Raw genomic sequence first — 14924 nt, 5'->3', positions numbered from 1 at the left:
TCTCTTTTTAGAGATCTAATAATACTTTAAACACAATGCTTATAGCAAAAAACTTGTCAAAAACCTACAATGGAAAAAAAGCAGTAAATAATGTTTCTTTTCAAGTAGAGCAAGGTTCTATATTCTGTCTCCTTGGTCAAAACGGAGCCGGAAAAACCACAACGATCAACCTATTTCTTGGTTTTATAAAACCCGATAGTGGGCAAATCTTAATTGATAATGAAGAGATTGAATCCAATGCTACTTCTATCAAAGAAAAAACAGCCTATATCCCAGAAACAGTCCAGTTATATGGAAATTTGTCAGGAATAGAAAACCTTGATTTTTTCAGTCGTTTGGCTGGGTATAAATATTCTCAAGAAAAACTACAGGAATTTCTGACTAAAGCTGGCTTACAAGAAGAAGCGCATCTGCAACATCTATCCACTTATTCTAAAGGAATGCGTCAAAAAGTGGGTATTGCGGTTGCAGTTGCCAAAAATGCTGATGTAATTTTTATGGATGAACCCACATCTGGTCTTGACCCTAAAGCATCGGCTGAATTTACTACAACTTGTAAAGAACTCGCCAAAGAAGGTAAAACTATATTCATGGCCACACATGATATATTCAACGCAGTACATGTAGGTACTACTATCGGAATTATGAAAGAAGGTTCTCTGGTTCAGCAAATTAAAACAAGCGGAATTGATGCCAACCAACTAAAAGAATTGTATTTAGAAACCATTTAAAATTACCCCATGAAAAAAGAGATTTTAATTATTTTATTTGCCATTATTTGTCAACAAAGTTTTTCTCAGATCAATATTAAAGGTAAAATTGTTGATATCGAACAAGGTGTTATTCCAGGCACCACTATTTCCTTTACTATCAGAGATAAAAAAGAAGGAACTATTTCTAATGAAAACGGAGAATTCAACTTTGTTTTACAAGAAACAGGAACTTATGAAGTAAAAATTAGTTATGTTGGTTTTAATTCTATTACCAAAACGTATGATTTTCTAGAAAATAAAGAATATGATCTTGGCATAATAACACTAAAAGATGATATTCAACAACTCCAAACTGTAGAAGTAGTGGGGCGTACAAAACGAGACTACAATAGTGATTATTCATTTTCTGCTACCAAAATAGCCATTGCGAACAAAGAATTACCGCAGGCTATTGCTTCTGTAACAAAGGAACTGATTGCCGATAGGCAAGCCTTTCACTTAGCAGATGCCGTAAAAGTTGTTAGTGGCGTTAGCCCATCTAGTTTTTATAATCAGTATAATATAAGAGGTATCAGTCAAAATGAAGAAGGGCAGATTATTAATGGTATGCGTACTCGGCAGTTTTATTTCTTACAACCACTCACCTCGAACATAGAAAGAGTAGAAGTGATAAAAGGACCTGCCAGTGCAACTTTTGCCAGTGTTGATCCCGGTGGAAGTATTAATATGGTTACTAAAAAACCTTTATCGGTAGATAGAAAAGAAGTGAGTTTAAGTGTCGGTAGTTTTAGCACTATGAGAGGAACCTTAGATTTTACAGGGCCATTAAACGAGTCGAAAACATTGTTATATCGTATCAATGGAGCCTATCAAACGGCACAATCTTACCGTGATTTAGTAAGTAATAAATCAATTTTAATATCTCCATCGTTTACTTATATCCCGAACAAAAAAACCGCTATCAATGCAGAGTTTATTTTCAATAACATGAATGGTAATCTAGACCGTGGTCAACCTATTTTTGGTGCTGTAGCGGGACAAACAAATCTTAATAGCACACCTATAAGCCTTAATTTAGGGGCTTCTAGTGATTTCTTCAAATCAAAGGAAGTAATTATTATGGGGAATCTTTCTCATAAGTTCAGTCCTAACATTACTTTTAACACCTCTTACATGAAACAAACCTGGACTGAAGATTTACAGGAGCATCGTACTACAAATACATTTGCTGTTGATATTGCGAACGAGCCTATTCCTAGTTTGGTCGCTATGCGATTTGTACAACGAAAGCAGTTTTGGAGCATTGATAATGTAAACAGTTATTTCAATTTTGATTTCAAAACGGGATCAATAGATCACAAATTATTGGTTGGGTATGACTTGCACTACTGGAAAAAACTTAAAGGAGGTGGTCAAAACTCTGCACGAGGATATTTATTAAATGATGGTAGTGTCACCAGGTCTTTTGAACCAGCAAATGCATCAGATTATCAAACCATTACTATTGGGGGGAGTATATTGCCCAAACCCAATGTTAATCATTTTGATTTAGCAAACCCATCATACACAATACAAAACATTCAGGATTATACCATCAATTCACGTATTGCAGTTCCTTCTGCATTGACTATGAGTAACGCTGTATATATCCAGGAGCAGTTAAAATGGAACAAGTTCTCTCTATTATTGAGTTTAAGAAATGAGTGGTTCGAAGATATAACTCATTATAAAGCAGCTAATGAATCTTCTTTTACAAACCAAAGACTTCTTCCCAGAATAGGTATTACTTATGCCGTAAATGATAACATTAACGTATATGGTACTTATCTAGAAGGTTTCCAACCGCAATCCAACACTGTAACTTTACTGCCAAGTACAGGTCAGTTTTTTTGGGCCGATGAATCGGCTTCACGGTTTAAACCTTTGATTTCTGATTTAAAAGAAATAGGAATGAAAGCTGATTTGTTTAATAAAAAGATAACGATGAACATGGCTATCTACGAAATTAATCAGAAAAATATTCTGATGAGTGCCAATGATCCTTCGCAACCAGATTTATTGGTACAACGTGGAGCCGACCGTAGTAGAGGATTTGAATGGGATATGGCAGGCTACTTACTACCCAATTGGCAAATAAATGCTTCTTACAGTTATATCGATGCAGTTATCGTAACCGATGCCAATGTTACTTTAGAAGGTGCCAGAAAAGAAAACGTACCAAAACATAGCGCAAATCTATGGACACGTTACAACTTCGACAATGGGTCTATATTAAGAGATTTGGGTATTGGGTTTGGTGTACAACATCAAGGAAGTAAAGTGCCCTGGTTTACACGTGATTTTGAAGTACCAGCTTCTACTATTTTTGATGCAGCACTGTATTATACTCCTACGAAAAGTAATCTACAGGTAGCTGTAAATGTGGGTAATTTATTTGATGAAACATATTGGTTGGGTGCACAAACATATACGCGTTTGTTTCCTGGAGCTCCTAGAAATATAACGCTTACAACAACTTATAAATTCTAAACCTATGAGAAGGTCAGTGATCATATTATTCGCCAAACAATTATGGCAAACCACCTTTAGATCCAAAGTATTGCATATTACTATGGTTTTGGTGACTGTTTTAATTGCATTTGCTGCCTATAGTGGATGGGATAATTACAATACTCAAAACCGTATTCGTAATTTTTATCAAGAAGAAGCCAGGCATAGCTGGGAGAGTAACCCAGATAAGCATCCACATCGTATGGCACACTATGGTTCTTTTGCTTTTCGTCTAAAACACAAACTAAGTCTGTTTGATTTTGGAATGGAAAATTATACGGGAAATGCCGTTTTTTTAGAAGCTCATAAACAAAATACCATAAATTTCTCAGAAGCAAGCCTTTCTACAGGCTTGCTTCGCTTTGGAGAAATAAGCATGGCTATGTTGTTAAAAATCATTTTTCCATTGCTTATTTTCTATTTAGGATATGGAGCTTTGGCTGGTGAAAGAGAAAATAACACCTTAAAAATAATGATTAATCAAGGAGCAACCTGGTCAGAAATATTTTTTGGTAAATCTCTTGGGTTAATGAGTCTAGCTATGTTTTTCTTCATTCCCGTAATTATAATTACTCTGTTATTCATGTTTTTGGCAGAGGGTAATCCTATTACATCTTCTGAATTGCTAAGCTATTTTATATTGATATTGAGTTATGTACTGTTTTTTGGTATTATTAGTAGTATTACCATTCTAATTTCTGCGATGAGTAAAACTGCTAAAGATTCTTTGATAAAACTCTTAGGAATCTGGCTCTTCTTTATCATCATACTTCCTAAAACACTTCAAGCTTTTGGGCATTACCTTTATCCTACTCCATCAAAAATAGAATTCGAATCTATTGTAGAAAATGATTTGATAAAAGAAGGAGATAGTCATAATCCAGATGATATTCATTATAAAGCTATTAAAGATTCTGTACTCCTGGCAAATAATGTTGAATCTGTAGACCAATTACCTTTTAATTACGGAGGTTTTATTATGAGTCAAAGTGAAAAAATTAGTGCTTCAATTTACAATCAGCATTTAAATGATTTATTGACTACATATAAAAGTCAAAATGCTATCGAAAGGTTCTCTGCTATACTCAACCCATATACTGCAATAAAACATATTTCTATGGCTTTCTCGGGAACCGATTTCGCTTCCTATATTAATTTTCAGCATCAGGCAGAACGCTATCGTTATCAACTTGCGCAAGAAATGAATTCACTACAAATGAAATTCATTCCAAACAAAAAAACAGATACTCCTAGTATTATAGACAAGAGTCATTGGGAAGCGTTTCCTGATTTCAAATATGATCATTTACCTGTATTATCTATTCTAAAAAATGAAGCGCTATCTATTTTCTCTTTAATTCTTTGGAGTATTCTTTCTATTATAATCGTGAAAAAAATATCCAAAAAAACAAAAGTATTATAACTATGTATTCCCTATTATTTAAATCTTTTATTAGAACCAAAATAGCGGCTATTTCTCTTGTACTTCTTCTGGGAGTAGGTATAATAAGTGTTTTTATTGGAAAACAGTTTAATATAAAGCAAGAAAAAGCAATTATTGAAGCCGAGTCGTTTCAAGAAGAGAGTATCAAACGAAATGTAAAATATCATAATGATGACTTGGGTCTGTTACTTTATTATTTACGTTTTTCTCTAGTTAAGGAATCAAATAGTTTAACAGGGCTTTCTATTGGTCAACGAGATGTAAATCCTTCAATATTAGCAGTAACCATACGCGGTCTTGAAGGACAAAAATATGATACCGATTTTGAGAATCCATCCCTTCTGCTATCAGGTAATTTAGATCTTGGATTTGTAATCATTTACTTGTTTCCGTTAGTACTTATCACACTAACATTCAATTTATATTCTGAAGAAAAAGAAGGAAAAACCTGGCGATTAATAGCCACTCAAACCTCCTCTCCTCTTAACTTTTTATTTAAAAAGTTATCTATAAGAGTATTTTTTCTATATATCGTATTAGCTATACTTTTTTTATTGGCTATTATTATTTTACAATTACCAATTAATGAAGCTCTTCTGGCATTTATAACGGTAAGTGTTTTGTATTTGGCATTTTGGACTTCTTTATGTTTTATCATTATTTCTTTTCGAAAAAATTCGAGTTTTAATGCATTAACATTACTTTCTTTATGGATTGTACTAACCATATTACTTCCTGCTTCGGTAAACAATTTTGTTGTCAATACATATCCCGTACCAGAAACATTAAAAACTATGGTAGAACAGCGAGATGGATATCATAAAAAATGGGATATGGCAAAAGAGGTTACCATGGACAAATTTTTTGCGCATTATCCGCAGTATAAAAAATACCCGGTTCCTGAAGATAAATTTAGTTGGCTCTGGTACTATGGGATGCAACAAATGGGTGATGATGAATCTCTAGAGTCCAGTAAAATAATGAAGGAAAAAATAAAATTAAGAGAAAAAGTGAGTGAGGCAATATCTTGGGCAATACCTACGATGCACACTCAATTGACTTTTAATCAAATTGCACAATCCGACTTAAATAATCACCTGTCATTTTTAGATCGTCTAGATAAGTACCATGAAGAGTTAAGGCTATACTTCTATCCCAAAATATTCGAAAATTATCCGGTTAGAAATGAAAATTGGAAGGAATTTAAACCAAAATATGCATCTATTGTGCATACTATTAATTGGACCAATTCTATATTTCCATTAGTACTAATTACCGTAATTATTTCTTTAATCAGCTTTTTTAATTTGAGAAAGATCTAATATACATATAGAGAAGTAATACATACAAAGGCTCTATACTATTAATCAACTTCCCTTCGGGCAAATAGGTTCAATCACAAATGTGATTGGACCTATTTATTTATTTGTATTTTCTAAAAACTTAGATAAATAGCCAATACCTTACTTATCTTAGTGTATATAAACACCTAATAATCATATTAATTAAGCATAAAAAACAGGTCACCTGTGATTTTTTATAATTCTAAACGAATAATAGAGTAAACAACAATTAATATGCTTTTGAATGAAGAAACATTTACTAAAATCCTGAGAAGTAATAAAGGTATTCTTTATAAGGTTGCAAATTCATATTGTAAGAATACCAATGACAGAGAAGATCTTATCCAGGAAATAATCATACAATTATGGAAAGCATGGCCAAAATATGACGATACCTATAAAGTATCAACCTGGATGTATCGAATAGCTCTAAATGTGGCTATATCATTTTATCGTAAATCCAATTACCACAGCAATAAATATGACACGTTTAATGAAAATTTGATTTCTACAGTACATAAGCAAAGTTCTGATAGTACAGAAAACATAGAGCAACTCTATCATTTTATTGCTCAGCTAAGTGAGTTAAACAAAGCATTGATCCTTCTCTATTTAGAAAAATATAGCTATGAGGAAATTGGAACAACTCTGGGTATATCTACGACTAATGTAGCTACCAAAATATCAAGGATAAAAAAACAATTAAAAGAAAAATTTAATAACAACTAAAAATGAATTTAGAGAACATACAAGAAGAATGGGGTAATCATTATAACACATCAATTGAGGGTGAAAATTTAGTGATTCAATTATTTAAAGAATCTAAGTATAAAAAAATAGATTCTAATGTAAAACGAATGAAAACACAAAGTGTTTTATATATGATTTTTAATTTATTAGTCATCACTTATACCTGGATTGTTTTGGTAATGAACTTTAAAAACATTGGTATTTCTATTCCTGCAGCACTATTAATACTGCTATCAAAGGTGGTATTTTATAAAAATGTAGCACAACTGAATTCGATGTCCAAAATTAAGTATACCGAACCTGTTGTAAAGCTTCAAAAAATTATCGAACATCTCAAGTTAAAAAGACTGAGACACAATCAATTTATCTTTATTCTGTCGAATATATATTTCTGGTTATTAATGATTGTCTTTTTTTCTATGAATCCATTAGTGTTAATCCCAGAAATTTGGAAAAAAGCGGCTATAGTTGTTATTATACATGTTGGGTTTTCTATACTATGGTTTCCATTATCTTTTTGGATCTTAAGTAAATATGGTGCTCTAGCGCAAAGCTCTACTTTTTGGACTCGATTAGGTAAAAACTCTTTACTTACCGACGAATCTGCAAATGCTTCTTTAAATAAAATATCCTCTTTTTTGGTTGAAATAAAGAGTTTTGAAAAACAATAAGTAATACATTTATTAATGATTTCTTGCCTTTTGTCAAGAAGAAGTAACTTAAAACAAAATAAGTTTGAAATTGGTCACTAATCAAAGATCAATAGTTTAATAAATCTATTATTAGAACAGAAATCTTGAAGAAAATCACAAAACTATCAATTCTAATATTTGCAATAATGGTTCTCTGCCCTTTGCTTATGCAGATTGCAATAGAGAAAGGCAACTATTCATTAATATCATGCGTCTATACTAGTAGCACCTTTTTTAGCATAGGAATTTTATTGAATTCGAAGCCAACAAAAAAAGCTATAGTGATAAACTTAAAAAATAGAAAATGAGTATTGAGAAAAAAAATGCAAGAATTGCTGGATTATTATATATAATCTCAGCATTTCCTATGGCGTTTACAGAGTTGTATGTTCGTTCTAAACTTATTGTATGGGGAGATGCAGCTGCCACAGCCAATAACATCATTAGTTCTAAATCGTTATACAGCATAGGTTTTGTATGTGATGTAGTAGGTTCCACTCTATTTTTACTGGTGCCTTTGGCTCTATACAAATTATTAAAACATATTAATAAAGATTATGCTTCACTTATGGTAATACTGGCATTAATTAGTGTACCGATGATGGCGTTAAACATGATTAATCATGCAACTGTTTTAGAATTATTAAGGGATGTCAATTATCTCAATGCTTTTAAACCCGATCAATTGCATGCACTTATGATGATTTCTCTAGATGCTCATGGTACTGGTTATCTTATTGCTCAGATATTTTTTGGATTATGGTTACTTCCTCTTGGGCTATTAGTATATAAATCAAAAGTAATTCCCAAAATCCTGGGGGTTTTATTAGTTGCAGCATCGGTATGTTACCTCATACAATTTGTTACGATATTTATTTTTCCAAACTATGGTTCTATTATTAATCCAATTGTAAATGCCGTTGTAGGTATCGCAGAATTGGGATTCATGTTTTGGTTAGTTATAATAGGAGTTAATACTAGAAAAATTAATCAACACTATTAAAACTAAAGTAAATAGTAATTTTAATCCTAAATGATTTTATATCATGAACAGTTTAGTAGCATTTATACAGCACATTATTCCCATTACCAAAGCAGAAGCCATAGATATAGCCAACTCTTTTGAATATAAAGAAATAAACAAAGGAGAGTTCATTGTTCGAGAAGGTAAAATTAGTGATGACTACTACTTTTTTGAAAAAGGGCTATTACGAACCTACCTATACGACATCGAAGGTAACGAGGTCACTACTGATTTTTACACTTCAAATTCTATTGTTTTTGAGGTTACTTCTTTTTTTCAAAGAGTACCTTCACAAGTAAATATACAAGCAATTACCGATTGCCAAGGATATCGATTTTCATACCAACAACTCAATTCTCTTTTTCATAATAAGCCGGCATTTAGAGATTTTGGAAGAGCTATCCTAGTTAAAGAATTTATTGCTTCAAAAAAAAGAACTATTTCGATGATAAATCAAACAGCAGAACAACGATATAAGGCTCTTTTACAATCAAACTCAGAAATTATTATGAACGCTCCCTTAAAACATATTGCATCCTATTTAGGAATAACAGATAGCACATTAAGTCGTATTAGAAAAGATGTTGCCAAAAATGAATATTGATTTTTAAAGCTTCTAACCTATAAAAACAGTAGTATTACTTTATATATTTCATCTTTTTTAAGAATTCTTCTTTGTATGTTTTTCCGATAGGTATTTTTTCATCTGCTATATACACCAAATTCCCCGACACTTTTTCTATTTTCTCAAAATTTACAATAAAAGAACGGTGAGTTCTTACAAAATTATGGTCATATAGTTTTTTTTCCCAATTACGTAAACTGTCTAAAAGTAAAATAGATTTTTCTTGAGTAACCACTTTTACATAATCTACTTCGGCTTTTAAATATAAAATATCACCAATCATAATTTTATAAATGGTCTTATCTGCATATAAGAAAAGCTGTTTTTCGGTTTCGTTATTTGTAATCTGTATTTGATTTCTAGCTCTAGTAATTGCTTTAAAAAAACGATCATAAGAAAATGGTTTTACCAAATAATCTAACACATTTTCTTCAAAAGCATCTACCGCATAATCAGGATAAGCAGTAGTTACAATTACTTTTGGAGGGTTGATCAGTGTTTTTAAAAATGATAATCCGTTTAACTCAGGCAGCTGAATGTCTAAAAACATAAAATCTACCTTTTTTAATTCTTCAAACTTAATATCCAATCCACTTTCATATACTCCTAAACAATTCACAAATGGAGTTCTATTAATATAGTTTTGCAACACTTCTTGCGCACCGTGTTCGTCTTCTATAATCAAACAATTTATCATAATGAGATGGTAAGTATTACTTTAAATACATTATCCTTTTTCTTAATCTGCAATTGATATCGCTCTGGGTATAATAACTGTAATCTCCTTTGAGTGTTTTTTATCCCAATACCGCTTTCTTGCCAATTTGCATCAATCTCTGGTTTTTTATTTTCATGATATGGGTTTTCACAGTAAAAAGAGAATTGATCCTTTTTTAATATTGCTTTAATAATTATCTGATGGTTTTTTCCTTTTAAGATGCTAGTATACTTAAAAGCGTTTTCTACAAACGGAATCAAAAGTAATGGAGCTATTTCTCTTTTCGGATTATCAATATCTTCAAAAAAATCGGCTTGTATTTTGGTAGATAAGCGTTCCTCTTGTAAACTAATATAATCTCTTACATGAGTAATCTCATGAGATAAAGTTACTTTTTCTTTTTGGCCTTCATGCAATACATATCTAAAACTACTGGATAGTTTTAAAATCAAATCCGGAGTTTTTTCGTCTTTTTTTAAAGCATTTGCATAAATATTATTTAGAGTATTAAATAAGAAGTGTGGATTTATTTGTGCTTTTAGTGCACTGAGTTCTGCTTGTTGTTTTTCTTGTTTTGTAGTATCTAATTCATGCTGTTTAGCATATAATTTTTTAATAGAATGCAAAGCAAAAAAAGCCAAACTAAAGGAGAAATATGTCACGAAGCTAGAAACTACATATTTCCAGCGATGATCTTGATGATCTTTATGGTCTTCTCCCATATGAAAAAAATTATCTGCATAATAGTGGATTAAAGCGTTACTACTAAAAACAAGCAATACCCAAAAAACATACTTCTTCTTATTTTTTAAAGGAAAGAACCACAGATACATAATATATGTTGGTATCATATTGAATACCAATCCAACCAACTCATGCATAAAACTCATAGGGTACCCTCCTTCTCTTCCCAGATATTTTATATATGGAAAAAAAAGTACCATTCCCCAAAAAAGCAGATGCAATACAGGTTCTGCTTTTTTTAGTTTTGAATACATAGCGTTATTATTCACACGTTCTCTCATTAAACCTTACTAAGGTATTACTTTTCTTGATGATAAATCATCAAATCTTTTATAGATGCCTTTGCAAGAATGGTTTCCTCTTGAGTAGAAGCACCACTTATCCTGAAAAGTATATGCCCTCCCAGAAGTGGATTATAATCTACACGTTCGAAAATAATACTGTCATTAAGAGAAAACCATACTTTATTCTCTTTTCTACCAATTTCGACGGTAACCCATTCATTAGGTTTCATTATGTTTTCTTGTTTACTGAGGTGAAAACCTCGCTCTAAGGAAGAAATATTTTTGTAAAAAAATGGAGTATAGCCATGAGATTCATTGTTAAATGTTAGATTATAATGATTCATTTCTCTTCGCCATTCCCAAATATCTTCGGCGGTAACATTATTTTCGGGTAAGGTTAGCTGTATAGTTTCGCTGGTATCAGAAGCCGAAAATAATACAATTAATACCGATGCTTTTGACAACGCCTTTATTTTATATTGTATTACCATATCTCCCCGATAACTTTTAGGGCTAACCAAAAAGAAACCATCAGAGCTATCAATTTCTTCAAAAACAAATTCATGATCCTTAATCAAGGTTTTACCTTTTCCTATTGTTTCCCATTCTGAAAGTTCTTGAGAAGAGATTTTTTCTTCAACAAAATTATCTGGTTTACAAGCTGTTATTATTAAAATAAAAATTAATATTACTGTTAAAAAAAAAGAATTTATCTTCATTACGTATAGTTTTATTTGTTGTACCGTTTAATTGCTAGAATGATTATGCCTATATTCTCGTTCTTTTCTATTTCTTGCTCTATCTTCACTTTTAAAGAGTGTATATTTTAGACTAAATAAAAATCCCAGTGTTTGTGATTGAAACTTCCAAACGGTACGTTGGTTAAACTCGGGAGTACGTGTATTTCGTTTCATCAAATTATTATCCAATACATCTATTACCCTTAAGTTGGCCGTTAATTTGTTATTCAAAAATTTTGCCCTTACTGCCCAATCAACCCTATGTCTTGGTTCTATATAATTAAAGGCATTTTGCCTCTTGGGTGTATGCCGATATGTTATATCGGTACTCACTTTTTTAGTGATTTTAAATGTATTCTTTACTTGTAGATTAGAGGAATATAATTCATCCCAGGTAACCAGGTTATTCTGATCTGTTTTTGTGTAATAATAGTTTCCGGTAAGCATAGCATTCCAAAACGAAGTAAACTTGTACTTTGCAGTTGTCTCAATACCAAATGAATGATTTATTCCTATATTCTGAAATGAGATTACTTGTACATTGTTATCTTCTATAGCATTTACCCAAAGAATGACATCCTTTCTGTAACGATAAAATGTAGCAACAGACCAATTCAATTTTCTCTTATTATTTTGGTAATTAAGTTCAATGTTATCACTCGATTCTGGTTTTAGCTCTGGATTACCATCAAATCTAAAAAAGGGATTCCCTAGCTGAAATGGATTAATATGATGTAAATTAGGTCTGGAAATTCGTTTGCTATACCCTAAGCCCAGTGTATTATCTTCACTAAAGGCATAGGTAATATGTATTGATGGAAAAAGATTAGAAAAATGTAGATTTGTTGTCGACAGATTTAATGTATTTCGGGATTTCGACGAGAAATATTCATACCGCAATCCAGCTTGCCAATCTAACTTTTGAATCTTAAATTTTGTAAGTGCATAGATACCTAACAGTTCTTCTTCATAATTAAATGTATCTAATGTAGGTACTGTATTATTTGGTCTAAAAAACTGTTGGTTTTTTGTATCACTCTTATTCCAGGATGCTCCTGTTTCTATTATAATTTTTTCTGAAACAGGTAATGCATAGTCTAATGATATGGCATGAATTGTATTATCTTCTTCTATGATTTGATCAAACAAAAAAACATTCTCTTCAAAATCAGTTGATGGATAATCATTTTTATTATTATTAAGATTATAGTCAATCTCTAAAAAATGTCCTTCTTTATTAAATCCTCTACGATAATTAGCATTAAAAACAGAAGTAAAATGTGAATGTGCTGAGTTACGGGTATATATAAAATCGTCACGATCAGTCACATCAAAATATTGAGAATTGTTGTAGAAACTATGATAATCGTCGGTATAATCTAATCCCAGAGAGAATTCATTATGTTCATCTACAAAAAAATCTAAGCCGATTATTCCTCTTTTTATTTTACCATTAAAATCGTGAGGTGTAAAAATACCTTGAGTATCACCATTTATAAAAGATCGATTAATAGTTTCTTTACTATCCATTTCTCTTCCAGATTGCGAGGCATTAAATCTTAAATTCATAAATGATAGGTTATAGTTTCCATCAATACCATAACTATATCGCTTTGTTCCTACTGCACTATTGAGATTAAGGTTAAATCCTTTATTTACACTTCTTTTTAAGATCACATTAATGACTCCTGATAATCCATCTGCCTGATATTTTGCTGATGGAGAAGTAATAATTTCTACAGTTTTTATAGAAGATGATGGGATTTGTTCTAGCAACTCTATTGCATCTAAAGAAGAAGGTTTCCCATTGATTAATAATTTCACATTGTCACTACCTCTTAATGAAATATTGCCAGTTCCCAAATCAGTCTGTATATCTATTATTTGATCAAAAGCTTCGAGGGCTGTAGTCCCAGATTGTTGAATATCTGCTCCTATATCGATAATTTTTCTATCAATTTTAAGCTGTGTGGTAGTTCGATCGGCCTCGATAACAATTTCGTCTAATGTGCTTGCTACCGATTTTAGACTGATTGAAATATTGGCTGGATCACCAACTTCAGAAAACTGTACTGAGGCAGTCTTATAACCAATAAAACTAACTTCAAAATATGTAAATGTTTTGTCTGTCTCTAGTAGAAATTGTCCCTCATCATTAGTCGAAATACCATCAACCAATTCTCCTTTATTGTTATAAACGGCTACGGTAGCATAAGGAATAACCTCTTGAGTTGTTTGATCTCTTACCGTTCCTTTCAACATTGTTATTTCCTGACCACTCATAATTGAGAGCCCTATAAAAAAAAATAGCATAAAACTTATGGTTCGTATCATTCTTTCGATTTTGATAGTTCAAAAGTGATACGCCTATCTTTTTTAGAAAATTTTAATCTGTGAAAGTCCTCAGTTCATCTGTTAACTGCTTAAAAATTAGTTTCAAAAAACAAGAAATCTTTAGAAATCATACTATTACTTTTATTTTTTGCTTAAATTAAGGTTTCAAAAATGTTTTTTTGAACTCTTTTAAACCTTCACTCATACCCCAAAAATTAGTGTTTTTGGATATTTTAATACCATACATCACTTTACAACAAATCATAATTAGGAGTACGGCAATCACTTTGAAATAAAATTAAAAGTGACTTTTTTAGATATACTGTGTCTAAACTATTTAGAGGGATTATATGTAATAAAAATACAGGTTGAAGAAGACAGAACTGGATGAAAATTTGGAGGATAAAGAGCTTGTTTACAAAATAGCCAAAAGTAAGGATACCAGGCTATATGCAATTCTTTATGACAGATATGCAAAAACTATATATAATAAATGCTTGAGTTTTGTAAAATCTAATGAAGAGGCACAAGACTTAACACACGACATTTTTGTTCTTTTATTCGCTAAGCTAAAAACATTTAAAGGAAATTCTAAGTTTTCTACCTGGTTGTATTCATTCACATATAATTTCTGTGTGAATTATGTACAAAGGGTTCAAAAAAAGAAAAAAGAAAAAATCGTATCTATCGATGATATTGTTATTGATTACCCATCAGAAGAAATAGATGATGAAGATATGATGAAATTAAAATCTAAAAAACTAGCAATGGCATTAAAAAAAATTGAACCCGATGACAAAATCATTTTAATGATGAAATATCAGGATGATCTATCTATAAAAGACATTGAAAAAGCTCTTAATATTGGCAGCAGTGCTGTAAAAATGAGACTAAGCCGAGCTAAATCTAGGCTAGTGAACTCGTATAAAACTTTATAACATCTTTTAAACCTAATACCCCAGA

At 31.4% G+C, this 14924-nt stretch carries 13 protein-coding genes; 9 read left to right on the top strand and 4 right to left on the bottom strand.

What is annotated here, in order from left to right; all coding sequences use genetic code 11:
• Positions 1-35 precede the first annotated feature (35 nt).
• The 8 genes from ATO12_RS15730 to ATO12_RS15695 all read left to right on the top strand — a co-directional run bounded on the left by ATO12_RS15730 (position 36) and on the right by ATO12_RS15695 (position 9120).
• On the top strand, positions 36-731 hold the full coding sequence (locus tag ATO12_RS15730; RefSeq protein ID WP_034243388.1) for an ABC transporter ATP-binding protein: 696 nt from the start codon (positions 36-38) through the stop codon (positions 729-731).
• Positions 732-740: 9 nt separating this feature from the next.
• Positions 741-3242, top strand: a complete 2502-nt coding sequence (locus tag ATO12_RS15725) for a TonB-dependent receptor (protein ID WP_051575868.1) — start codon at positions 741-743, stop codon at positions 3240-3242.
• 4 nt (positions 3243-3246) lie between these two features.
• Positions 3247-4686: an ABC transporter permease gene (locus tag ATO12_RS15720; RefSeq protein WP_034243386.1), complete on the top strand. Its 1440-nt coding sequence runs from the start codon at positions 3247-3249 to the stop codon at positions 4684-4686.
• Positions 4687-4688: 2 nt separating this feature from the next.
• On the top strand, positions 4689-6029 hold the full coding sequence (locus tag ATO12_RS15715; protein ID WP_034243611.1) for a DUF3526 domain-containing protein: 1341 nt from the start codon (positions 4689-4691) through the stop codon (positions 6027-6029).
• A gap of 255 nt (positions 6030-6284) precedes the next feature.
• Positions 6285-6779: an RNA polymerase sigma factor gene (locus ATO12_RS15710; protein ID WP_034243382.1), complete on the top strand. Its 495-nt coding sequence runs from the start codon at positions 6285-6287 to the stop codon at positions 6777-6779.
• Between the two features lie 2 nt (positions 6780-6781).
• A complete protein-coding gene (locus tag ATO12_RS15705) occupies positions 6782-7471 on the top strand; it encodes a hypothetical protein (RefSeq protein WP_034243379.1) in 690 nt (229 codons plus the stop codon).
• Positions 7472-7796: 325 nt separating this feature from the next.
• The gene (locus ATO12_RS15700; protein WP_034243376.1) at positions 7797-8495 is read left to right on the top strand and encodes a DUF4386 domain-containing protein; all 699 of its coding nucleotides are present in this window, start codon (positions 7797-7799) and stop codon (positions 8493-8495) included.
• Positions 8496-8538: 43 nt separating this feature from the next.
• Positions 8539-9120, top strand: a complete 582-nt coding sequence (locus ATO12_RS15695) for a Crp/Fnr family transcriptional regulator (protein ID WP_034243373.1) — start codon at positions 8539-8541, stop codon at positions 9118-9120.
• A gap of 34 nt (positions 9121-9154) precedes the next feature.
• Here ATO12_RS15695 and ATO12_RS15690 read toward each other — a convergent pair whose 3' ends face one another.
• From ATO12_RS15690 to ATO12_RS15675, 4 genes are read right to left on the bottom strand one after another with little or no spacing between them, the layout of a single operon-like run.
• Positions 9155-9838 carry a LytR/AlgR family response regulator transcription factor gene (locus ATO12_RS15690; RefSeq protein WP_051575867.1) on the bottom strand — a complete coding sequence of 228 codons (684 nt, stop codon included), beginning with the start codon at positions 9836-9838 and terminating at the stop codon, positions 9155-9157.
• Positions 9835-10857, bottom strand: coding sequence for a sensor histidine kinase (locus ATO12_RS25000; protein WP_165583395.1), 1023 nt, complete (start codon positions 10855-10857; stop codon positions 9835-9837). The genes ATO12_RS15690 and ATO12_RS25000 overlap by 4 nt, the downstream gene beginning before the upstream one ends.
• A gap of 44 nt (positions 10858-10901) precedes the next feature.
• Positions 10902-11606, bottom strand: coding sequence for a hypothetical protein (locus ATO12_RS15680; protein WP_034243370.1), 705 nt, complete (start codon positions 11604-11606; stop codon positions 10902-10904).
• A gap of 27 nt (positions 11607-11633) precedes the next feature.
• A complete protein-coding gene (locus ATO12_RS15675) occupies positions 11634-13961 on the bottom strand; it encodes an outer membrane beta-barrel family protein (RefSeq protein ID WP_034243367.1) in 2328 nt (775 codons plus the stop codon).
• A 368-nt stretch (positions 13962-14329) separates the two neighbouring features.
• On the opposite strand from ATO12_RS15675, the gene ATO12_RS15670 reads away from it, so the two are divergent.
• Positions 14330-14899: an RNA polymerase sigma factor gene (locus ATO12_RS15670; RefSeq protein ID WP_034243363.1), complete on the top strand. Its 570-nt coding sequence runs from the start codon at positions 14330-14332 to the stop codon at positions 14897-14899.
• Positions 14900-14924 lie beyond the last annotated feature (25 nt).

It is taken from the genome of Aquimarina atlantica, assembly GCF_000626715.1.
GTDB classification, from domain to species: domain Bacteria; phylum Bacteroidota; class Bacteroidia; order Flavobacteriales; family Flavobacteriaceae; genus Aquimarina; species Aquimarina atlantica.
This window is presented reverse-complemented; position numbering and strand designations above follow the sequence as displayed.